Raw genomic sequence first — 22019 nt, 5'->3', positions numbered from 1 at the left:
ATACCCGCTTCGCCTGTCTGCCAGGGTAACGGGGTGGTTTCAGGCATTAAAGCGTTAATCAGCGCCGCTTTCAAAGCAGGCAAACCTTATGAAACAAAAAAGCTGACAGCTATCAACGCTTTCACGCATGATGATCTATAGAGTAAGGCGCTTGCTGAAGCGCGGCGGCCCGACGATCGTAAGGACATTGAAGTGATTATGGCTCAACCCCATCTTTTGGCAGAAAGAATTTCTCGCCTTAGCAATGCGTTAGAAAAAGGATTGTATGAGCGACATCATGCCATCCGCCTTTGCCTGCTGGCAGCGCTGAGCGGTGAAAGCGTGTTCCTGCTGGGACCGCCCGGCATCGCCAAGAGCCTGATTGCCCGCCGCCTGAAATATGCCTTTCAGCACGCCCGCGCCTTTGAATATCTGATGACCCGTTTCTCCACACCGGAAGAGGTGTTTGGCCCGCTATCTATTCAGGCACTGAAGGATGAAGGGCGCTATCAGCGCCTCACTAAAGGTTATCTGCCCGACGCGGAGATTGTTTTTCTGGATGAGATCTGGAAAGCCGGCCCGGCGATTCTGAATACCCTGCTGACCGCTATCAACGAACGCCGCTTCCGCAATGGCGACAGCGAAGAGGCCATTCCGATGCGTCTGCTGGTCACCGCCTCTAATGAAATGCCGGAAGCGGACAGCGGCCTTGAAGCGCTCTATGACCGGATGCTAATCCGCCTGTGGCTGGATAATGTGCATGAGAAGCAGAACTTTCGCAGCATGCTGACCCATCAGCAGGATGAGCACACCAATCCGGTCGCGGAATCCCTGCGCATCAGTGATGAGGAGTATGCGCAGTGGCAGCTCGGCATCAGTCAGGTCAGCCTCCCGGATGCGGTGTTCGAGCTGATTTATCAGCTGCGCCAGCAACTGGAAAGCCAGCCCGCCGCGCCCTATATTTCCGATCGTCGCTGGAAAAAAGCTATTCATCTGCTGCAGGCCAGCGCCTTTTACAGTGGCCGCAGCGCCATTGCGCCGATAGACCTGATCCTGCTGAAAGATTGCCTCTGGCACGACGTCGCGTCCATGCAGCTGCTGGAGCGCGAAATCGATCAGCTGATGACACAGCACGCCTGGCAGCAGCAGCCGATGCTGCTGAAACTGCATCAGATAAAAGCGCGTCGCATGGCTCTGCAGCAGCAACAGAGCATCGCACAGGCGATCACCCTGGAAAAACACAGCGGCATGTTCAGTCGCAAACCCCATTACGATCTGCCGGAAAGCTTCACTGATGAGCAACTGACGCTGATGCTGCAAAAGCCGCTGATGCTGCATGATATGCAGGTGACACATCTGGTTATCGCGCGTGATGCACTGAATCAGTGGCTGCAGAAAGGGGGCGAGGTTCGCGGCAAGCTCAATGGAATTGGCTTTGCGCAGAGTCTGGATTTACAGGTGGATGCGCAGCACTGCCTGGCTATCCGTGATGTCAGCCTGCAATCGTCGCGTCTGACACTGCCTGGCGTCAGCAACAGCGAGCCGCTGCCCGGTGAGATCACCGAAGCGCTGGATGCACTGGAGAGTGAACTGCGGTCGCAGCGTCATCTGTTCAGCCAGCATCAGCGCTGCCTGTTTATCAGTGATGACTGGCTGGCGCGCGTTGAAACCAGCCTGCAGGATGTGGCGGAACAGTTGAAACAGGCGCGTAAATGATCCCACTGGAGACGCTCAGCACACTGCTCTCCGTGGGTGAAACCGAACTGATTGAAGAGCTGATTATTGCCCTGCTGGCGTCTCCACAGCTGGCGCTGTTTTTTGAAAAGTTTCCCGGGCTGAAAAAAGCACTGTTACGCGATGTGCCACGCTGGCGAGCGGAGATCAACGCTGAGCTCAAAGCCACGCCGGTTCCGGCCACGCTGGCCGAAGAGTTTCAGCTGTTCCAGCGGGTACAACTCCTCAGCGATCGTGAATTCAGCCACCAGCTGAATGCCACGCTTCAGGCGCTTGAAAGCCTGCCTTCCCCTTTTCTGGATGAAGCCAACCGGCTGCTGCAGCACACCGATATCAGCCATCTCAGCAGCGCGCAGCACCAGCTTTTTCTACAGCGCTGGCGGCTGAGCCTGACCTTACAGACCCTGACGCTGAATCAGACGTTGCTGGAGCAGCAGCGCGAACGCCTGCTGGCGGAACTGCAGCAGCGTATGGCGCTGAGCGGTCAGCTGGCACCGATTCTCGGCGACGATGACGAAGCCGCCGCTGGCCGGCTGTGGGACATGAGCAAAGCGTCACTGCAGCCTGGCGACTATCAGCTGATGCTGCAATATGGCGACTTTCTGGCGCAGCAGCCGGAGCTGCTGAAACTGGCCCAGCAGTTGGGTCGCAGCCGCGAGGCAAAATCGGTGCCGTCGCAGGATGCCCCTATGGAGACCTTTCACCATATGGTGCAGGAACCTGCGGCCGTGCCGGAGGAGGTCAGCGGCATTCACCAGAGCGATGACGTGCTGCGTCTGCTGCCGCCGGAGTTAGCTGCGCTGAGTATCAGTGAACTGGAGCTGGAGTTTTACCGGCGGCTGGTAGAGAAACGGCTGCTGACCTACAAGCTGCAGGGCGATGCCTGGCATGAAAAGGTCACGATGCGTCCGGCCAGCCACCAGCAGCATGAAGAGCAGCCACGCGGGCCTTTCATCGTCTGCGTCGATACCTCGGGTTCGATGGGTGGCTTCAATGAGCGCTGCGCCAAAGCGTTTTGTCTGGCGCTGCTGAAAGTCGCGCTGGCCGATCGCCGTCGCTGCTACATCATGCTGTTTGCGCATGAGGTGATCGGCTATGAACTGACCGGTGATGACGGGCTGGAACAGGCGATTCGCTTTCTCAGTCAGCGCTTTCGCGGCGGCACCGATCTGGCAGCCTGCCTCTCTTCCGTTGTGACCCGGATGGAAGGTGCACTGTGGCAGGAAGCCGATGCGGTGATCGTCTCCGATTTTATTGCCCAGCGTCTGCCGGAAGAGGTGATCGGGACCATTAAAACGCGTCAGCGAAATAATCAGCAACGTTTTCACGCCGTGGCTATGTCGGCCCACGGGAAACCAGGCATTCTGCGCATCTTCGACCATATCTGGCGTTTCGATACCGGCATGAAAAGCCGTCTGCTGCGTCACTGGCGGCGTTAAGTCATCGGGCAGAAATGCATATTTGCTATAGTAAATTACCGTTTCACTTACTCAGCAATCTGGAGCTTCCTGTGACGCTTGCTCAACCTCATCGCGATCTGCCTGCGCCGACGCGAACGCTACTGCTCTCCGGCCATAACATTGAACAAAAACGTGCCGAATTGCTGGCCTATTTCCACCAGACCTGGGAACAGTATGAAAGTCTGTTTACCTGTCTGGCCGATCCCAGGGCCTGGTTTACCAAAGCCATTCCGCTGCGCCATCCTTTAATCTTCTATTTTGGCCACACCGCTACCTTCTACATTAATAAGCTGATGGCCGGACGCCTTATCGACGCGCGTCTGGACGATCGTATCGAAGCGATGATGGCGATTGGTGTGGATGAGATGAGCTGGGACGATCTCAACGACAGCCACTATGACTGGCCCACTGTCGAAGAAGTCCGCGAATACCGCGGGCGCGTTAAAGCGCTGGTCAGCGATCTGATCCAGACCCTGCCGCTGACTCTGCCGATCACCTGGGAGAGTCCGGCCTGGGTGATCCTGATGGGCATTGAGCATGAGCGTATTCATCTGGAAACGTCCAGCGTACTGATACGCCAGTTACCGGTCGGGTGGGTGAAACCCCAGCCCGCGTGGCCGGTCTGCCCGATGGCGCGCCACCAGCGCGAGGCTGTTCCGGCCAATACCCTGCTGCCGATGCCCGGCGGCACCGTCACGCTGGGTAAAACCGACGAGACCTATGGCTGGGATGTCGAATATGGCCGCCAGCAGATCGCGCTGCAGCCGTTCAGGGCGAGCAAAATGCTGGTCAGCAACGCGGAATTCCTGGCGTTCGTTGAGGCGGGGGGTTATCAGGACGCTCGCTGGTGGGATGACGAAGGCTGGGGCTGGTGTCAGTTTGCAAAAGCGGAGATGCCCACCTTCTGGGTCGGCACGCCTGCGATGCCCGATCAGCTTAAACTGCGTCTGATGTGTGAAGAAGTCGCAATGCCGTGGGACTGGCCAGCCGAGGTTAACCAGCTGGAAGCGGCGGCCTTCTGCCGCTGGAAAGCGGATCAGACGGGAATGAGTGTTCAGCTCCCCTGTGAAGCGGAGTGGGCTCAGCTGCGCGAACAGGTCGCGGGCGATCAGCCGGATTGGGATCGGGCACCGGGCAACATTAACCTTGCATACTGGGCTTCCTCTTCACCGGTCGATCTCTTCGCCCAGGGCGACTTCTTCGATATCGTCGGTAACGTCTGGCAGTGGACGACCACGCCGACCAACGGCTTTGAAGATTTTAAAGTCCACCCGCTTTACGATGATTTCTCTACCCCGACCTTTGATGGCAAACATTCGCTGATCAAAGGCGGTAGCTGGATATCGACCGGCAACGAAGCGCTGAAATCGGCACGCTATGCGTTCCGCCGCCACTTCTTCCAGCATGCCGGTTTCCGCTACGTGGTTTCCAGCCATCAGGAAACCATGGCGCTGAACCCGTATGAATCTGACGCCATGGTGTCGCAATACCTCGACTTCCAGTATGGCCCGCGCTATTTCGGCGTGGATAACTATGCCGAAAGCCTGGTAAACCTGGCGCTGAACTACACCACAGCACGCGGCGAGGCACTGGATATCGGCTGTGCCACCGGACGCGCCAGTTTTGAACTGGCCCGCCACTTTGAACGTGTCACCGGCATGGACTACTCGGCGCGCTTCATCGATGTGGCGCTTCAGCTGGCCAGCGGCGAAGACTTCCGTTATCTCCTGCCACAGGAAGGCGATCTGGTGGAGTATCGCCAGGTTCGCCTGAAAGATTTCGCGCTGGAGAGCGAACTGGCGCAGCGGATTCAGTTTGTTCAGGGCGACGCCTGTAACCTTAAGCCGCAACCCGCCCGTTACGATCTGGTACTTGCATCCAACCTGATCGATCGCCTGCGTCAGCCCGCACGCTTCCTGCGGGATGTCACGCCGATGCTGCGTCAGGGCGGCATTCTGGTGCTCTCATCGCCCTATACCTGGCTGGAGGATTTCACGCCGAAGGAGAACTGGCTGGGCGGCGTGCGTGAAAACGGTGAGGCACTGACGACGCTGCAGGCACTGCAACGTCTGCTGGCGGCCGACTTCGACCTGGTCGATGAACCGCAGGATAAACCGTTTGTGATCCGCGAAACGGCCCGCAAGTTCCAGCACACGCTGGCGCAGGTCACCGTCTGGCGCAAACGCTAAGTGAACCGGCAGCGACGCCCGTCGCTGCCGGGAGTTGCCTGAACCACTATTTTGCTGCACATTCATCCTTGTTTACTTAAGCAGACCAATAACGAGGATGGCCATGGCCGAACATCTGCAGCTCGATAACCTGGATCGCGGCATTCTGAATGCCCTGCTCGACAACGCGCGCACTGCTTACGCCGAGCTGGCAAAACAGTTTAACGTCAGCCCCGGCACCATTCATGTTCGCGTGGAGAAGATGAAGCAGGCGGGCATTATCCTGGGCACCCGGGTTGATATCGATCCGCGCCAGCTGGGGTTTGATGTCTGCTGTTTTATCGGCATTATCCTTAAGAGCGCGCGTGACTATCCGGCGGCGCTGAGCAAACTGGATGCGCTGGATGAAGTGGTTGAAGCCTGGTACACCACCGGTCACTACAGCATCTTTATTAAGGTGATGTGCCGGTCCATTGATGCCCTGCAACAGGTGCTGATCAACAAGATCCAGACCATAGATGAAATTCAGTCGACGGAAACGCTGATCTCGCTGCAAAACCCGATCATGCGCACTATCAAGCCCTGATCCTTCTCCGCCTTGTGCATAATCTTATCCCTGACGAATGTGGCGGCTGGCAACGGCTGCGTTCGCTTCTCTTAATCTATTAACCCTGTTGTCCACAGGTGGATCACCGCTTGATCACAGCGTACAATGCTCGCCTTAATGTCCGGGAGAGCAAGATGGCCGATATCACCTTAATCAGTGGCAGTACTCTGGGTAGCGCAGAGTATGTGGCTGAACATCTGGAAGAAAAATTACAGGAAGCGGGCTTCTCAACGCAGATGCTGCATGGCCCGGAGCTGGATGAAGTGCCACATGAGGGTATCTGGCTGGTGGTCTGTTCAACTCACGGTGCAGGCGATATTCCCGATAACCTGCTGCCGCTGTTCGAAGCCATCACGGAAAGCCAGCCCGATCTCTCGCAGGTCCGGTTTGGTGCCATCGGACTCGGCAATCATGAATATGATCTCTTTTGTGGCGCGATCCGCCAGATTGAAGCCCTGTTAATTGCTCAGGGTGCCCGCCAGATCGGCGATCGTCTGGAGATTGATGTGCTGGAGCATGAGATCCCTGAAGATCCCGCGGAAGCCTGGCTGGAAAGCTGGAAAAAAGCGATCTGAAGGGGGCTGGGGATCGCGAAATAGTGACGATCCCCAGTGGAACATGCTGATTTTATCCTTTTCCGCTCGTTTATTTTGTGGATAACTACCCTCTTTTACTGCGTATAACCGGTAGTTATCCAAAGAACAACCGTAGAATGAATTTTGAGCTGTGGATAACATGCCATTTTGATCCCAGCTTATACGGATCAGGATCACCGATCACTAACAGGTAGTGATCCTCTTCATCCTGTTGTTTCTGCTGTGCTTCTGGCACATATCCACAGAAAAGCGGGATCCTAATAAGAGATCTAACAGAAAGATCATATACAGATCTAAGATCCTTTCTTTTAAAACCGGACGATCCCGCGGCTTTCACCCCAGACGGAATTTGAGTAGAATCCACGCCCCAGGACGACGATCCTGCAAGTTCATCAACCGAGGTACCACTTCATGTTTTATCAGGATCCTTTTGACGTCATCGTAATTGGTGGTGGTCATGCGGGCACCGAAGCCGCAATGGCGGCAGCCCGAATGGGTCAGCAAACCCTGTTACTCACCCATAACATTGATACGCTTGGACAAATGTCCTGTAACCCGGCGATTGGTGGGATTGGCAAAGGACATTTGGTGAAGGAAGTGGATGCCCTGGGTGGTCTGATGGCCAGTGCGATTGACCAGGCAGGTATCCAGTTTAGGATACTAAACGCCAGCAAAGGTCCGGCAGTGCGGGCCACCCGTGCTCAGGCGGATCGCGTGCTCTATCGGCAGGCGGTGCGTACGGCACTGGAGAACCAGCCCAATCTGATGATCTTCCAGCAGGCGGTCGACGATCTTATCGTGGAAAACGATCGTGTCGTGGGTGCTGTCACCCAGATGGGACTGAAGTTCCGCGCCAAAACCGTCGTTCTCACCGTCGGTACGTTCCTTGACGGCAAAATTCATATCGGTCTGGACAATTACAGTGGCGGTCGCGCTGGCGATCCCCCGTCCATTCCGCTGGCAAAACGACTGCGTGCGCTGCCGCTGCGGGTAAACCGCCTCAAAACCGGTACGCCACCGCGTATCGATGCGCGCACCATCGATTTTTCAGTGCTCAGCCCGCAGCACGGTGATAACCCGATGCCGGTGTTCTCGTTCATGGGCAATGTTTCTCAGCATCCGCAGCAGGTGCCGTGCTGGATCACGCATACCAACGAGAAAACCCATGACGTGATCCGCAATAACCTGGATCGCAGCCCGATGTACGCCGGGATCATTGAAGGGATCGGCCCACGTTACTGCCCGTCGATCGAAGACAAAGTTATGCGGTTTGCCGATCGTAACTCGCATCAGATCTTCCTGGAGCCGGAAGGGCTGACCAGCAATGAGATCTACCCGAACGGGATTTCGACCAGTCTGCCGTTTGACGTGCAGATTCAGATCGTCCGGTCGATGCAGGGTATGGAGAATGCGAAGATCGTGCGTCCGGGTTATGCCATCGAGTATGACTTCTTCGATCCGCGCGATCTCAAACCGACGCTGGAGAGTAAATTTATTCACGGCCTGTTCTTTGCCGGACAGATCAATGGCACCACCGGCTACGAAGAAGCGGCTGCGCAGGGGATGCTGGCGGGTCTGAATGCAGCCCGTCAGTCTGCCGACAAAGAGGGCTGGGCACCGCGTCGTGACCAGGCTTATCTGGGCGTGCTGGTTGATGATCTCTGCACACTCGGCACCAAAGAGCCATACCGGATGTTTACCTCCCGTGCTGAATACCGCCTGATGCTGCGTGAAGACAACGCCGATCTGCGTCTGACCGAAACCGGTCGTGAGCTGGGGCTGGTGGATGATGCGCGCTGGGCGCGTTTCAATCAGAAACTGGAAGCGATTGAACAGGAGCGTCAGCGCCTGCGCGATATCTGGGTTCATCCGAAGTCAGAGCATGTGACAGAAGTGAACACCGTACTCAGCGCGCCGCTGACGAAAGAGGCGAGCGGGGAAGATCTGCTGCGCCGTCCGGAGCTGACTTATCTGAAGCTGATGACGCTGGATGCCTTTGGTCCGGCACTGGCTGATGAGCAGGCCGCTGAGCAGGTTGAGATTCAGGTCAAATATGAAGGCTATATCGCGCGTCAGCAGGAAGAGATCGATCGCCAGCTGCGTAACGAGAACACGCTGTTACCGGTGGAGCTTGATTACCGTCAGGTGAACGGGTTGTCGAACGAGGTGATCGCCAAGCTGAACGATCACAAGCCGTCGTCGATTGGTCAGGCAACGCGTATTTCCGGCATTACCCCGGCGGCCATCTCAATTCTGCTTATCTATCTGAAAAAACAGGGTCTGCTGCGCAAAAGCGCCTGATCTGAAACGGGGCGAGGTCACTCGCCCCCGCTGAATGGACTTATGCTGTGATCAACACACTCACGTCGCTGCTAAAAGCAGCCGGTATTTCCCTCTCCGATCAACAAAAACAGCAGCTGGTTGCCTATGTCGGCCTGCTGGATAAGTGGAACAAAGCCTACAATCTGACATCCGTGCGCGATCCGCAGCAGATGCTGGTTCGCCATATCCTCGACAGCATCGTGGTGGCGCCGCATCTGAAAGGCTCACGTTTTATTGATGTCGGAACCGGGCCTGGGTTGCCTGGCATTCCGCTGGCTATCGTGATGCCCGATGCGCACTTTACGTTGCTCGACAGCCTGGGCAAGCGGGTGCGCTTCCTGCGTCAGGTTCAGCATGAGTTAGGACTCACTAACATTACTCCGGTACAGAGCCGGGTTGAGGCGTTCCCGGCTGAGCCGCCATTTGATGGCGTAATCAGTCGTGCATTTGCCTCGCTGACCGACATGGTGAACTGGTGTCATCATCTGCCGGGAAGGGAAGGGCGCTTCTTCGCGCTTAAAGGTGTCCGTCCGGACGATGAAATCGCTGAATTACCGGCCGGTTATGTCTCCGACGCAGTGATAAAACTGCAGGTGCCGCAGCTGGAAGGTGACCGTCATCTGGTCATCATTCGTCACCAGTAGGCCTTCAGTTACCAGGGGTTTTGATCGGGGCTTTAATGAAAAAAGTGCAGATGATGCGCTATCAATAAAAGATTTTGATTAAGCCCCGGCTGACCAGAGGTTAAAAATGGAGACGGAAATTATCCGAAAAGCTCTGTTACATTTAACGATTAATTCACATTTATTTATCAGAAATATCACTTGTATAGGCGGGTCGCGGAATAAAAGTAGTCACGCCGGAAAATATATCGTGGTAATAACTTTGCGTGCGTAATATCAATTTCATGATTCTCAGGCACTGTTCGATGTCAATAGCGTGTTTTCCATCAAAATAGACTTGCATGCGCACTTTTATAATTTCAACATGCTGATTTTAATAATTTAATCTTTTTTACAGAATGTTCTTAAATAGGTCAGAGATAAAACTCAGTGTAGTGTGAGTGCTTATTATGTGATCTAAAGCACGCTTTAAAAGCAAGATGCGAGTGAATTTTCAGTCAGATTAGCGTGAATCTCTGCTGGGTAATCTTTGGAAAAATAGCCATCCGGAAAGAAATTTAAATAATTGTTCACCTTTTCGCTACTTACCGATTGAAATCGCAGGTGCGGCCCGTATAATTTGCACGGCTTTTGCTGCTTGACTCAACTGCGCAAAGGCAGTCTTATACGACACGCGACATACCCCTAACGGGGCAGGAGAGTATCAGCGTCATGTCAGTGTCTCTTTACAGTGTAAAATTCGCCAGAACGGTGCTGATGATTCAGCTGGTGACAATAGTCATCATCGGCGCACTCTTTGCTGTTAAAGATGTCACCTGGGGTGTCTCTGCTCTTGCTGGCGGAGCGGCAGCCTGGCTGCCAAACGTATTGTTTTTGTTTTTAGCCTGGCGCCTGCAGGGGCAACCCCCCGCTTCGGGGCGAGTCGCGTGGAGCTTCGCTTTAGGTGAAATTGCCAAAGTGTTTGCGACCATCATTTTGCTCATTGTGGCGTTGGGTCTGTTCAGGGCGGTCTTCTGGCCGGTCGGAATAACCTGGTTATCGGTGCTGGTGGTTCAAATGCTGGCACCGGCGGTAATTAACAACAAAGGGTAAGAGGCATCATGGCTGCAGGAGAAATCTCTACTCCGCAAGAGTACATCGGTCACCACCTGACTCATCTTCAGTTGGACCTGCGTACCTTCGAGATAGTGAATCCGCACGACGCTCCCGCGACGTTCTGGGTATTAAATATCGATTCCATGTTTTTCTCTATGGTGCTGGGAATCATTTTCCTGGTGTTGTTCCGTAGCGTGGCGAAGTCTGCCACCAGCGGTGTGCCAGGGAAAATGCAGGCGGCTATCGAACTGGTTGTCAGTTTCGTCGATAGTAACGTTCGCGACATGTATCACGGTAAGAGCAAACTTATCGCCCCGCTGGCTCTGACAATCTTTGTCTGGGTCTTCCTGATGAACTTCATGGATCTGCTGCCAATCGACTTGCTGCCATATATTGGCGAGCATGTGTTTGGTTTGCCGGCGCTTCGCGTCGTACCATCTGCAGACGTGAACATCACGCTATCTATGGCGTTGGGCGTATTTATTTTGATTCTGTTCTACAGCATCAAAATGAAAGGCATTGGCGGCTTCACGAAAGAGCTGACGCTGCAGCCTTTTAACCACCCGATCTTCATCCCGATCAACCTGATTCTGGAAGGTGTGAGCCTGCTGTCTAAGCCTGTATCACTGGGTTTACGACTGTTCGGTAACATGTATGCGGGTGAACTGATCTTTATCCTTATTGCCGGTCTGTTGCCGTGGTGGTCGCAGTGGGTGCTGAATGTGCCGTGGGCCATTTTCCACATCCTGATCATTTCGCTACAGGCTTTCATTTTCATGGTCCTCACGATCGTCTATCTGTCGATGGCATCTGAAGAGCATTGATTTTTTTCTCAACACTACTTTCCCTCTTGATTCCGGGTTACAGCGCACACCGCTGAAACCCGGGAGATGAAGGGAGCATTTAACTGAAACAAACTGGAGACTGTCATGGAAAACCTGAATATGGATCTGCTGTACATGGCTGCCGCTGTGATGATGGGCCTGGCGGCAATCGGTGCTGCGATCGGTATCGGCATCCTCGGAGGAAAATTCCTGGAAGGCGCTGCTCGTCAGCCTGACCTGATTCCTCTGCTGCGCACGCAGTTCTTTGTTGTAATGGGTCTGGTGGATGCAATCCCGATGATCGCTGTTGGTCTGGGTCTGTACGTGATGTTTGCTGTCGCCTAAAGCCCTATGTTCACTCAGCGCACAATGTGCAAGGGTGAACGGATTCTGCCGCTTATCACAACGATAACGGCAGAAAAGTTAAATACTCAATCTAGAGGCATTGTGCTGTGAACATTAATGCAACAATCCTCGGCCAGGCTATCGCGTTCATCCTGTTTGTCGCGTTCTGCATGAAGTACGTATGGCCGCCGCTTATGGCTGCTATCGAAAAGCGCCAGAAAGAAATTGCTGAAGGCCTTGCTTCTGCTGAACGTGCGAAGAAAGATTTGGATCTCGCGCAGGCTAATGCGACCGACCAGCTGAAGAAAGCCAAAGAAGACGCTCAGGTCATTATCGAGCAAGCGAACAAGCGTCGCGCGCAGATTCTGGACGAAGCCAAAACCGAAGCTGAAAACGAACGTAATCGCATCGTAACGCAAGCGCAGGCTGAAATTGATGCCGAACGCAAACGTGCGCGTGAAGAACTGCGTAAGCAGGTCGCGTTGCTGGCTATTGCTGGCGCCGAGAAGATCATCGAACGCTCCGTGGATGAAGCTGCTAACAGCGACATCGTTGATAAACTGGTCGCTGAACTGTAAGGAGGGAGGGGCTGATGTCTGATCTGATTACTGTAGCTCGCCCCTACGCCAAAGCAGCTTTTGACTTTGCTGTTGAGCATCAAAGTATAGAACGCTGGCAACAGATGCTGGCGTTTGCCGCAGAAGTGGCTCGCAATGAACAGATGGCTGATCTTCTCTCAGGTGCATTAGCACCCGAAGCGCTGGCAGCGTCGTTTAACGCAGTCTGTGGTGATCAACTGGATGAACCCGCGCAGAACCTGATTAAGGTGATGGCGGAAAACGGACGTTTGACAGCGCTTCCGGCTGTACTGGCTCAATACATCGAACTGCGTGACGCTCATGAAGCCACCGCTGAGGTTGATGTTATCTCCGCCAGTACGCTGAGTGACGACCAGCTGAATAAAATCAGCGCCGCGATGGAAAAACGTCTGTCACGCAAAGTTAAGCTGAATTGCAAAATTGATAAGTCTGTGATGGCAGGCGTGATCATCCGTTCGGGTGATCTGGTTATTGACGGCAGCGTACGCGGCCGACTTGACCGTCTGGCTGACGTCTTGCAGTCTTAAGGGGACTGGAGCATATGCAACTGAATTCCACCGAAATCAGCGAACTGATCAAGCAGCGCATTGCTCAGTTCAATGTCGTGAGTGAAGCTCACAACGAAGGTACGATTGTTTCTGTAAGTGACGGTATCATCCGCGTACACGGCCTGGCCGATGTCATGCAGGGTGAGATGATTGCCCTGCCGGGTAACCGTTACGCTATCGCCCTGAACCTCGAGCGAGACTCGGTTGGTGCAGTGGTGATGGGTCCTTACGCTGACCTTGCCGAAGGCATGAAGGTTAAGTGTACTGGCCGTATTCTTGAAGTACCGGTAGGCCGTGGCCTGCTGGGCCGCGTCGTGAACACCCTGGGTGCGCCTATCGACGGTAAAGGCGCAATCGACAACGACGGTTTCTCACCAGTCGAAGTGATTGCACCTGGCGTTATCGATCGTCAGTCAGTCGACCAGCCGGTTCAGACCGGTTATAAGTCGGTCGATGCGATGATTCCAATCGGCCGTGGCCAGCGTGAGCTGATCATCGGTGACCGTCAGACCGGTAAAACCGCAATGGCGATCGATGCGATCATCAACCAGCGCGACTCAGGCATCAAGTGTGTCTACGTTGCGATTGGCCAGAAAGCCTCAACCATCTCTAACGTGGTTCGTAAGCTGGAAGAGCATGGCGCACTGCAGAACACCATCGTTGTTGTGGCGTCTGCTTCTGAATCAGCTGCACTGCAGTATCTCTCTCCGTACGCGGGTTGTGCGATGGGCGAATACTTCCGTGACCGCGGTGAAGATGCGCTGATCGTATACGATGACCTCTCCAAGCAGGCTATCGCTTACCGTCAAATCTCTCTGCTGCTGCGCCGTCCACCAGGCCGTGAAGCTTTCCCTGGCGACGTGTTCTATCTCCACTCTCGTCTGCTGGAACGTGCATCACGCGTAAGCGCTGATTATGTTGAGCGTTTCACCAATGGCGCAGTGACAGGTAAAACCGGTTCACTGACCGCGCTCCCGATCATCGAAACCCAGGCGGGCGACGTTTCTGCGTTCGTTCCGACCAACGTAATCTCGATTACTGATGGTCAGATCTTCCTGGAATCGAACCTGTTCAACTCCGGTATTCGTCCGGCAGTTAACCCAGGTATTTCGGTATCCCGCGTAGGTGGTGCTGCTCAGACCAAGATCATCAAGAAACTGTCCGGTGGTATCCGTACCGCGCTGGCACAGTATCGTGAACTGGCGGCGTTCTCGCAGTTCGCGTCTGATCTGGATGATGCAACCCGCAAACAGCTGAGCCACGGTCAGAAAGTGACCGAGCTGCTGAAGCAGAAACAGTATGCGCCGATGTCAGTCGCGCAGCAGGGTCTGGTTCTGTTCGCTGCAGAGCGTGGCTACCTGAACGACGTTGAACTGGCAAAAATTGGCAGCTTCGAAGCTGCACTGCTGGCCTTCGCCGATCGCGACCACGCTGAGCTGATGGCTGAAATCAACCAGTCGGGTAACTTTAATAACGATATCGAAGCGAAGCTGAAAGGCCTGATCGATACGTTTAAAGCAACCCAGTCCTGGTAATGTCTGGCGGCTTGTCTGAAAAGGCAGGCCGCAAGGCTTTGAGGAGAAGCTAATGGCCGGCGCAAAAGAGATACGAAGCAAGATTGGAAGCGTGAAAAACACGCAGAAGATCACCAAAGCGATGGAAATGGTCGCCGCCTCCAAGATGCGTAAAACGCAGGAACGCATGGCGGCCAGCCGTCCGTATGCAGACACCATGCGCAAAGTGATTGGTCACCTTGCGTTGGGTAATCTGGAATACAAGCACCCTTACCTGGAAGAGCGCGACGTGAAGCGCGTCGGCTACCTGGTCGTTTCAACAGACCGCGGGCTTTGTGGTGGTTTGAACATTAACCTGTTCAAAAAATTACTGGCGGATATGAAGTCCTGGTCCGATAAAGGCGTGCAGAGCGATCTGTCGATTATCGGGTCAAAAGGGGCGTCATTCTTCAGTGCTGTGGGTGGCAACATCGTGGCGCAAGTCAGCGGCATGGGCGATAAACCTGCCCTGTCTGATCTGATTGGCCCGGTAAAAGTGATGTTGCAGGCTTATGATGAAGGCCGCATCGACAAACTGATGATCGTCAGTAACAAGTTCAATAACACCATGTCTCAGACTCCGACCATCACCCAACTGCTGCCGTTAGCGCCAGCGGAAGGTGAAGAAGAGATGAAGGCGAAGACCTGGGATTACCTGTACGAACCCGATCCGAAAGCGCTGCTGGATACCCTGCTGCGCCGTTATGTCGAATCGCAGGTTTATCAGGGTGTGGTGGAAAATCTGGCCAGTGAGCAGGCCGCACGTATGGTAGCGATGAAAGCCGCAACCGATAACGGCGGAAATCTGATCAAAGAGCTGCAGTTGGTGTACAACAAAGCTCGTCAGGCCAGCATCACCCAGGAACTTACCGAGATCGTCTCGGGGGCCTCCGCGGTTTAACCAGGTTTGGAATTAGGTAGAGGATTCAAGATGGCAACTGGAAAGATTGTCCAGATTATCGGCGCCGTTGTTGACGTCGAATTCCCTCAGGACGCGGTACCGCAAGTGTACAGCGCCCTCGAGGTTATGAATGGTGACGCGCGTCTGGTGCTGGAAGTACAGCAGCAGCTGGGCGGCGGCGTAGTACGTACCATCGCAATGGGTACGTCTGACGGCCTGAAGCGTGGTCTGAACGTCAACGACCTGCAGAAACCGATTCAGGTTCCAGTCGGTAAAGCGACCCTGGGCCGTATCATGAACGTTCTCGGCGAGCCTATCGACATGAAAGGCGAGCTGAAAGAAGAAGATGGCAGCGCAGTAGAGATCGCCTCTATTCACCGCGCAGCGCCTTCTTATGAAGATCAGTCTAACTCGCAGGAACTGCTGGAAACCGGCATCAAGGTTATCGACCTGATGTGTCCGTTTGCCAAAGGCGGTAAAGTCGGTCTGTTCGGTGGTGCGGGTGTAGGTAAAACCGTCAACATGATGGAACTGATCCGTAACATCGCAGCTGAACACTCAGGTTACTCTGTGTTTGCTGGTGTGGGTGAGCGTACTCGTGAGGGTAACGACTTCTACCACGAAATGACTGACTCAAACGTTATCGATAAAGTTGCTCTGGTCTATGGCCAGATGAACGAGCCGCCGGGTAACCGTCTGCGCGTCGCACTGACCGGTCTGACCATGGCGGAAAAATTCCGTGATGAAGGCCGCGACGTTCTGCTGTTCATCGATAACATCTACCGTTATACCCTGGCCGGTACAGAAGTTTCTGCACTGCTGGGTCGTATGCCATCTGCGGTAGGTTACCAGCCAACGCTGGCAGAAGAGATGGGTGTGTTGCAGGAGCGTATTACCTCCACTAAGACTGGTTCAATCACCTCCGTACAGGCCGTTTACGTCCCTGCGGATGACCTGACTGACCCATCACCAGCAACCACCTTTGCGCACTTAGACTCAACGGTAACGCTGAGCCGTCAGATCGCCTCTCTGGGTATCTACCCGGCCGTTGACCCGCTGGACTCTACCAGCCGTCAGCTGGATCCGCTGGTTGTCGGTCAGGAACACTATGATGTTGCGCGTGGCGTTCAGTCACTGCTGCAGCGTTATCAGGAACTGAAAGACATCATCGCCATCCTCGGTATGGATGAGCTGTCTGAAGAAGACAAACTGCTGGTGGCACGTGCGCGTAAGATTCAGCGCTTCCTGTCTCAGCCGTTCTTCGTTGCGGAAGTATTCACCGGTTCACCGGGCAAATACGTTACGCTGAAAGACACTATCCGTGGCTTTAAAGGCATCATGGAAGGTGAGTTTGACCACCTGCCAGAGCAGGCCTTCTACATGGTTGGCGCCATCGAAGAAGCCGTGGAAAAAGCGAAGAAACTGTAATAACGGTTTCCCGGGAGGAAGATTATGGCTATGACTTATCACCTGGATGTGGTCAGCGCAGAGGAGCAGTTGTTCTCTGGTCTGGTACAGAAAATTCAGGTGTCAGGCAGCGAAGGTGAGCTGGGGATTTTCCCTGGCCATGCGCCGCTGCTGACTGCCATTAAGCCTGGAATGATCCGTATCGTGAAACAGCACGGCGAAGAGGAGTATATCTACCTCTCTGGCGGCGTGCTGGAAGTGCAACCAGGCAGCAGCACCGTTCTGGCCGATACCGCGATTCGCGGTACCGATCTGGACGAAGCGCGTGCTCTGGAAGCAAAACGCAAAGCAGAAGAGCACATGAACAGCAGCCACGGCGACGTGGACTATGCTCAGGCCTCTGCCGAGCTGGCGAAAGCCATTGCTAAACTGCGCGTGATCGAACTGACCAAAAAAGCGATGTAATCCAGCTTTATGCGTCACGAAATGCCAGCCCTCGGGCTGGCATTTTTTTTGTCTGCCACGCCCGATCTGCCTGTCCGCCTAATTTCGGCCTGAGAAAAATGTAGTAATCTCAACCTCAAACCGTTTTACTTTCACCCGTAAAAATTCACTCAGGATAGTTATGTCTAACAGTGCGATGAGTGTGGTGATCCTTGCTGCTGGCAAGGGCACCCGTATGTATTCCGATCTGCCTAAAGTTCTGCATACGCTGGCAGGCAAACCGATGGTTCAGCACGTGATCGATGCCGCCAAAGGGCTGGGCGCACAACAGGTGCATCTGGTTTACGGACACGGCGGCGATCGCCTGAAAGCGACCCTCACTGATAGCACGCTTAACTGGGTGCTGCAGGCTGAACAGCTCGGCACTGGCCATGCGATGCAGCAGGCCGCGCCTGCCTTCGCCGATGATGAAGATATCATGATGCTCTATGGCGACGTGCCGCTGATCACTCAGGCGACATTACAGCGCCTGCGTGAAGCAAAACCGCAGGGCGGCATTGGCTTACTCACCGTGGTACTGGATGACCCTACCGGCTATGGCCGTATTGTGCGTGAGAATGACACCATCACCGGCATTATCGAACAGAAAGATGCCAGCCCGGCGCAGCTCACCATTAAAGAGATCAATACCGGCATCCTGATCGCCAACGGCGGCGATTTAAAACGCTGGCTGGCGCAGCTCACCAACAACAATGCGCAGGGTGAGTATTACATCACCGATATTATCGCGCTGGCGCATCAGGAAGGACAGGTGATCAACGCGGTCCATCCGGCTCGCATCAGTGAAACCGATGGCGTGAATAACCGGCTGCAGCTGGCGACATTGGAGCGCACTTACCAGTCTGAACAGGCGGAAAAACTGCTGCTGGCCGGCGTGATGCTGCGCGATCCGGCGCGTTTTGACCTGCGCGGGACGCTGACGCATGGACGGGATGTCGAAATCGACACTAATGTCATTATTGAAGGCCAGGTCACGCTGGGTTCGCGTGTCAAAATCGGCGCGGGCTGCATCATCAAAAACAGTGTGATTGGCGATGATTGTGAAATCAGCCCGTATACGGTGATCGAGGATGCTAATCTCGCCACCGCCTGCACCGTCGGGCCATTTGCCCGTCTGCGTCCTGGCAGCGAGCTGGCACACGCCGCCCACGTGGGCAATTTCGTCGAAATGAAGAAAGCGCGTCTGGGTAAGGGATCGAAAGCGGGTCACCTCTCCTATCTGGGTGATGCGGAGATTGGCGACAACGTGAACATTGGTGCAGGCACGATCACCTGCAACTACGACGGCGCGAACAAATTCAAAACCGTGATTGGCGATGACGTGTTTGTCGGCTCAGATACGCAGCTGGTGGCCCCGGTGAGCGTTGCGTCAGGCACCACCATTGCGGCGGGCACCACCATCATGAAGGATGTGACTGAGGCCGGTCTGGTCTATAACCGTAAAGAGCAGAATCACAAAGCGGACTGGCAGCGTTCGGTGAAGAAAAAATAAATTTTTTAACGGCCCGCTTTATGCGGGCCGATGCAGTGCAGTGCCAAAACTATAATCCCCACTCTCTACAAGGCTCGGGGAACCGGCAAAGCCGGATATCAGGTCGCATGACAACAGAAGTGGCGAAAAGCCATGTAGTCAGGAAAACATCATTATGTGTGGAATTGTTGGTGCAGTAGCGCAACGCGATATCGCAGAGATTCTGCTGGAAGGTCTGCGTCGTCTTGAATATCGCGGATATGATTCGGCCGGTCTGGCCGTGGTCGATCGTCAGGGGCACGTCACGCGCCTGCGGCGGTTAGGAAAAGTGCAGAAACTGGCGGAAGCCGCTGAACAGCAGCCGCTGATCGGTGGCACCGGCATCGCGCACACGCGCTGGGCAACCCATGGTGAGCCGTCGGAAGCGAATGCGCATCCGCACATCTCTGAGCACATCATCATCGTGCACAACGGCATCATTGAAAACCATGAGCCGTTGCGCGCAGAGCTGATTGAACGCGGCTACGTCTTTGCCTCTGAGACCGACACCGAAGTGGTCGCGCATCTGGTTCACTGGGAGCAGAAGCAGGGCGGTTCGCTGCGTGAAGTCGTGCTGCGTGTGATCCCACAGCTGCGCGGTGCCTATGGCATGGTGATCATGGACAGCCGCGATCCGTCACTGCTGGTGGCGGCCCGTTCCGGCAGCCCGCTGGTGATTGGCCGTGGGATGGGTGAAAACTTTATCGCCTCGGATCAGCTAGCCCTGCTGCCGGTGACCCGTCGGTTCATCTATCTGGAAGAGGGTGATATCGCCGAGATCAGTCGTCGTGATGTCACGATTATTGACCGTGAAGGCAACACCGTGACGCGTGCCGAAATCGAATCGAACCTGCAATATGATGCCGGTGATAAAGGCATTTACCGTCATTACATGCAGAAAGAGATCTACGAGCAGCCGATGGCGCTGAAAAGCACTCTCAGCGGCCGGTTCAGCCAGGGACAGGTTGACCTCAGCGAACTGGGCGCGGGCGCAGAAGCGTTGCTGAGCCAGGTAGAGCATATCCAGATTATCGCCTGCGGTACCTCCTACAACTCCGGCATGGTGTCACGCTACTGGTTTGAGTCGCTGGCCAACCTGCCTTGTGATGTGGAGATCGCCTCGGAGTTCCGCTATCGCAAGTCAGCGGTGCGCAAAAATAGCCTGCTGATCACTCTGTCACAGTCGGGTGAAACGGCAGATACCCTGGCGGCGCTGCGCCTCTCTAAAGAACTGGGCTACCTGGGTTCGCTGGCGGTCTGTAATGTGGCCGGTTCGTCACTGGTGCGGGAATCTGACCTGGCACTGATGACCAAAGCGGGCACCGAAATCGGCGTCGCCTCTACTAAAGCGTTCACCACCCAGTTAGCGGTGCTGCTGATGCTGGTGGCGAAACTGGGCCGTCTGAAAGGCATGTCTGCCGAGAAGGAGCATGAGATCGTTCATGCCCTGCAGGCGTTGCCGAACCGTATTGAGCAGATGCTGGCGCAGGATAAGCTGATTGAGAATCTGGCAGAAGGCTTCTCTGACAAGCATCACGCGCTGTTCCTGGGCCGTGGCGATCAATACCCGATTGCTATGGAAGGGGCGCTGAAGCTCAAGGAGATCTCCTATATTCATGCGGAAGCCTACGCCGCAGGCGAGCTGAAACATGGCCCGCTGGCGCTGATTGATGCTGACATGCCGGTGATCGTGGTGGCGCCTAACAACGAACTGCTGGAGAAGCTCAAATCCAACATCGAAGAGGTGCGCGCACGCGGCGGTCTGCTCTATGTGTTTGCCGATCAGGATGCAGGCTTCAGCGACAGTGACGGCATGAAGATTATTCCGTTGCCGCATGTCGAAGAGGTGATTGCACCTATCTTCTACACCGTACCATTGCAGCTACTCTCCTATCACGTCGCCCTGATCAAAGGCACCGACGTCGATCAGCCTCGTAACCTGGCAAAATCGGTTACCGTAGAATAACCTGGTGGGCCCCGTCGCGGGCCCACTTCATTCTGGCCCTCTGTCATATAACTGTCATATTTCGTACATTTCACTGTCATCAAACTGTCCTATTTTCCCTCCTGCAGCAATCACAGACTCTTACTAAAACGGCCCCGAGCCTGACTTTTCTCCCCTGGAGGGAACATGACACTGATGCGTAGCACCGTAGCCCGAATCCTCGCCACCACCTTCGCCGTAAGCGCGGTATCTGCTTTTGCGGCCACCGATCTGACTGGCGCAGGCGGGACGTTCCCGGCGCCGGTTTATGCCAAGTGGGCAGCAGAGTATCAGCAAGCCACCGGTAGCAAAATTAACTACCAGGGCATCGGTTCATCTGGCGGCGTGAAACAGATCATCGCCAAAACTGTTGATTTCGGTGCGTCCGATGCGCCAATGAAAGATGAAGATCTGCAGAAAAATGGCCTGTTCCAGTTCCCTACCGTGATCGGTGGCGTGGTACTCGCGGTTAACCTGCCAGGCATCAAGTCAGGCCAGCTGACGCTGGATGGCAAAACCGTCGGTGATATCTACCTCGGCACCATCAAAAAGTGGAATGACCCGGCGATCGCCAAACTTAACCCGGGCGTAAAACTGCCAGAGACCAACATCAACGTGGTACGTCGCGCGGATGGTTCAGGCACCTCATTCGTCTTCACCAGTTATCTGGCGAAAGTGAACCCGGACTGGAACAGCAAAATTGGTAAAGGCAACACCGTTAACTGGCCAGTGGGTCTGGGCGGTAAAGGCAACGACGGCGTCGCCGCGTTTGTTCAGCGTCTGCCAGGTTCAATCGGCTACGTGGAATATGCCTACGCCAAACAGAACAACCTGACCTACACCAAACTGGTTGATGCCGATGGTAAAGCGGTCGCACCAAGCGAGACCAGCTTCAGTAATGCCGCGAAAGGCGCTGACTGGAGCAAATCGTTCGCACAGGATCTGACCTTCCAGAAGGGCGCGGATGCCTGGCCAATCTCCTCAACCACCTTCATTCTGATCTACAAAGATCAGGCGAATGCGGCCAAAGGCGCTGAAGTGCTGAAGTTCTTCGACTGGGCTTACAAGAAAGGCAGCAAAACCGCCACTGCGCTGGATTATGCTGCGCTGCCAGAGAGCGTGACCGAGCAGATTCGCGCCGCCTGGAAAGCCAATATCAAAGACAGTTCTGGTAAAGCGCTTTATCAGTAATTGACCGACCCTGACCGGACAGCGGTCCGGTCAGACCCAACGGGCGGCTCATGCCGCCCTGATAACTTC

At 54.8% G+C, this 22019-nt stretch carries 19 protein-coding genes; all 19 read left to right on the top strand.

Features of this window, described 5'->3' with window-relative positions:
* Positions 1-198 precede the first annotated feature (198 nt).
* Positions 199-1695 (top strand): ATPase RavA, encoded by a 1497-nt coding sequence (ravA, locus tag ACN1CO_RS21560; protein ID WP_010258850.1) that lies wholly within the window; start codon positions 199-201, stop codon positions 1693-1695.
* On the top strand, positions 1692-3152 hold the full coding sequence (gene viaA, locus ACN1CO_RS21555; RefSeq protein WP_419140616.1) for an ATPase RavA stimulator ViaA: 1461 nt from the start codon (positions 1692-1694) through the stop codon (positions 3150-3152). The genes ravA and viaA overlap by 4 nt, the downstream gene beginning before the upstream one ends.
* A gap of 71 nt (positions 3153-3223) precedes the next feature.
* A complete protein-coding gene (gene ovoA / locus ACN1CO_RS21550; RefSeq protein ID WP_419140615.1) occupies positions 3224-5362 on the top strand; it encodes a 5-histidylcysteine sulfoxide synthase in 2139 nt (712 codons plus the stop codon).
* A 103-nt stretch (positions 5363-5465) separates the two neighbouring features.
* Positions 5466-5927, top strand: a complete 462-nt coding sequence (asnC, locus tag ACN1CO_RS21545; protein WP_003849496.1) for a transcriptional regulator AsnC — start codon at positions 5466-5468, stop codon at positions 5925-5927.
* A gap of 155 nt (positions 5928-6082) precedes the next feature.
* Positions 6083-6523 carry an FMN-binding protein MioC gene (gene mioC, locus ACN1CO_RS21540; protein WP_010258855.1) on the top strand — a complete coding sequence of 147 codons (441 nt, stop codon included), beginning with the start codon at positions 6083-6085 and terminating at the stop codon, positions 6521-6523.
* A 432-nt stretch (positions 6524-6955) separates the two neighbouring features.
* The gene (gene mnmG / locus ACN1CO_RS21535; RefSeq protein ID WP_419140614.1) at positions 6956-8845 is read left to right on the top strand and encodes a tRNA uridine-5-carboxymethylaminomethyl(34) synthesis enzyme MnmG; all 1890 of its coding nucleotides are present in this window, start codon (positions 6956-6958) and stop codon (positions 8843-8845) included.
* Between the two features lie 47 nt (positions 8846-8892).
* Positions 8893-9510, top strand: a complete 618-nt coding sequence (gene rsmG / locus ACN1CO_RS21530; protein WP_090966643.1) for a 16S rRNA (guanine(527)-N(7))-methyltransferase RsmG — start codon at positions 8893-8895, stop codon at positions 9508-9510.
* A 690-nt stretch (positions 9511-10200) separates the two neighbouring features.
* Positions 10201-10581, top strand: coding sequence for a F0F1 ATP synthase subunit I (atpI, locus tag ACN1CO_RS21525; protein WP_090966640.1), 381 nt, complete (start codon positions 10201-10203; stop codon positions 10579-10581).
* An 8-nt stretch (positions 10582-10589) separates the two neighbouring features.
* On the top strand, positions 10590-11408 hold the full coding sequence (atpB, locus tag ACN1CO_RS21520; protein WP_419140613.1) for a F0F1 ATP synthase subunit A: 819 nt from the start codon (positions 10590-10592) through the stop codon (positions 11406-11408).
* 105 nt (positions 11409-11513) lie between these two features.
* Positions 11514-11753: a F0F1 ATP synthase subunit C gene (atpE, locus tag ACN1CO_RS21515; protein ID WP_003849523.1), complete on the top strand. Its 240-nt coding sequence runs from the start codon at positions 11514-11516 to the stop codon at positions 11751-11753.
* Positions 11754-11860: 107 nt separating this feature from the next.
* On the top strand, positions 11861-12331 hold the full coding sequence (atpF, locus tag ACN1CO_RS21510) for a F0F1 ATP synthase subunit B (RefSeq protein ID WP_346440334.1): 471 nt from the start codon (positions 11861-11863) through the stop codon (positions 12329-12331).
* Positions 12332-12345: 14 nt separating this feature from the next.
* On the top strand, positions 12346-12879 hold the full coding sequence (gene atpH / locus ACN1CO_RS21505) for a F0F1 ATP synthase subunit delta (protein ID WP_003849530.1): 534 nt from the start codon (positions 12346-12348) through the stop codon (positions 12877-12879).
* Between the two features lie 14 nt (positions 12880-12893).
* Positions 12894-14435, top strand: coding sequence for a F0F1 ATP synthase subunit alpha (gene atpA, locus ACN1CO_RS21500; protein ID WP_003849532.1), 1542 nt, complete (start codon positions 12894-12896; stop codon positions 14433-14435).
* A 52-nt stretch (positions 14436-14487) separates the two neighbouring features.
* On the top strand, positions 14488-15354 hold the full coding sequence (gene atpG, locus ACN1CO_RS21495; protein ID WP_179898913.1) for a F0F1 ATP synthase subunit gamma: 867 nt from the start codon (positions 14488-14490) through the stop codon (positions 15352-15354).
* Between the two features lie 30 nt (positions 15355-15384).
* Complete coding sequence (gene atpD, locus ACN1CO_RS21490; protein ID WP_008926373.1) at positions 15385-16782, top strand: F0F1 ATP synthase subunit beta; 1398 nt, start codon at positions 15385-15387, stop codon at positions 16780-16782.
* 24 nt (positions 16783-16806) lie between these two features.
* Positions 16807-17226: a F0F1 ATP synthase subunit epsilon gene (locus ACN1CO_RS21485; protein ID WP_008926374.1), complete on the top strand. Its 420-nt coding sequence runs from the start codon at positions 16807-16809 to the stop codon at positions 17224-17226.
* A 160-nt stretch (positions 17227-17386) separates the two neighbouring features.
* Positions 17387-18757 carry a bifunctional UDP-N-acetylglucosamine diphosphorylase/glucosamine-1-phosphate N-acetyltransferase GlmU gene (gene glmU, locus ACN1CO_RS21480; RefSeq protein WP_419140612.1) on the top strand — a complete coding sequence of 457 codons (1371 nt, stop codon included), beginning with the start codon at positions 17387-17389 and terminating at the stop codon, positions 18755-18757.
* 154 nt (positions 18758-18911) lie between these two features.
* On the top strand, positions 18912-20741 hold the full coding sequence (gene glmS, locus ACN1CO_RS21475) for a glutamine--fructose-6-phosphate transaminase (isomerizing) (protein WP_419140611.1): 1830 nt from the start codon (positions 18912-18914) through the stop codon (positions 20739-20741).
* A 165-nt stretch (positions 20742-20906) separates the two neighbouring features.
* Positions 20907-21950, top strand: a complete 1044-nt coding sequence (gene pstS, locus ACN1CO_RS21470; protein WP_419140610.1) for a phosphate ABC transporter substrate-binding protein PstS — start codon at positions 20907-20909, stop codon at positions 21948-21950.
* The last annotated feature ends 69 nt before the right edge of the window (positions 21951-22019 follow it).

The sequence above is a fragment of the Pantoea sp. R13S299 genome, assembly GCF_048515925.1.
Lineage (GTDB): Bacteria > Pseudomonadota > Gammaproteobacteria > Enterobacterales > Enterobacteriaceae > Pantoea.
The sequence above is the reverse complement of the archived record's forward strand: the minus strand, read 5'-3'. Positions and strand labels throughout refer to the sequence as shown.

Coding starts and splice junctions, on each gene's coding strand:
- atpA (WP_003849532.1), top strand. CDS start 12,894: ATGCAACTGAATTCCACCGAAATCAGCGAACTGATCAAGCAGCGCATT.
- glmU (WP_419140612.1), top strand. CDS start 17,387: ATGTCTAACAGTGCGATGAGTGTGGTGATCCTTGCTGCTGGCAAGGGC.
- pstS (WP_419140610.1), top strand. CDS start 20,907: ATGACACTGATGCGTAGCACCGTAGCCCGAATCCTCGCCACCACCTTC.
- viaA (WP_419140616.1), top strand. CDS start 1,692: ATGATCCCACTGGAGACGCTCAGCACACTGCTCTCCGTGGGTGAAACC.
- atpI (WP_090966640.1), top strand. CDS start 10,201: ATGTCAGTGTCTCTTTACAGTGTAAAATTCGCCAGAACGGTGCTGATG.
- ravA (WP_010258850.1), top strand. CDS start 199: ATGGCTCAACCCCATCTTTTGGCAGAAAGAATTTCTCGCCTTAGCAAT.
- atpD (WP_008926373.1), top strand. CDS start 15,385: ATGGCAACTGGAAAGATTGTCCAGATTATCGGCGCCGTTGTTGACGTC.
- atpH (WP_003849530.1), top strand. CDS start 12,346: ATGTCTGATCTGATTACTGTAGCTCGCCCCTACGCCAAAGCAGCTTTT.
- atpG (WP_179898913.1), top strand. CDS start 14,488: ATGGCCGGCGCAAAAGAGATACGAAGCAAGATTGGAAGCGTGAAAAAC.
- atpE (WP_003849523.1), top strand. CDS start 11,514: ATGGAAAACCTGAATATGGATCTGCTGTACATGGCTGCCGCTGTGATG.
- ACN1CO_RS21485 (WP_008926374.1), top strand. CDS start 16,807: ATGGCTATGACTTATCACCTGGATGTGGTCAGCGCAGAGGAGCAGTTG.
- mioC (WP_010258855.1), top strand. CDS start 6,083: ATGGCCGATATCACCTTAATCAGTGGCAGTACTCTGGGTAGCGCAGAG.
- asnC (WP_003849496.1), top strand. CDS start 5,466: ATGGCCGAACATCTGCAGCTCGATAACCTGGATCGCGGCATTCTGAAT.
- glmS (WP_419140611.1), top strand. CDS start 18,912: ATGTGTGGAATTGTTGGTGCAGTAGCGCAACGCGATATCGCAGAGATT.
- atpB (WP_419140613.1), top strand. CDS start 10,590: ATGGCTGCAGGAGAAATCTCTACTCCGCAAGAGTACATCGGTCACCAC.
- mnmG (WP_419140614.1), top strand. CDS start 6,956: ATGTTTTATCAGGATCCTTTTGACGTCATCGTAATTGGTGGTGGTCAT.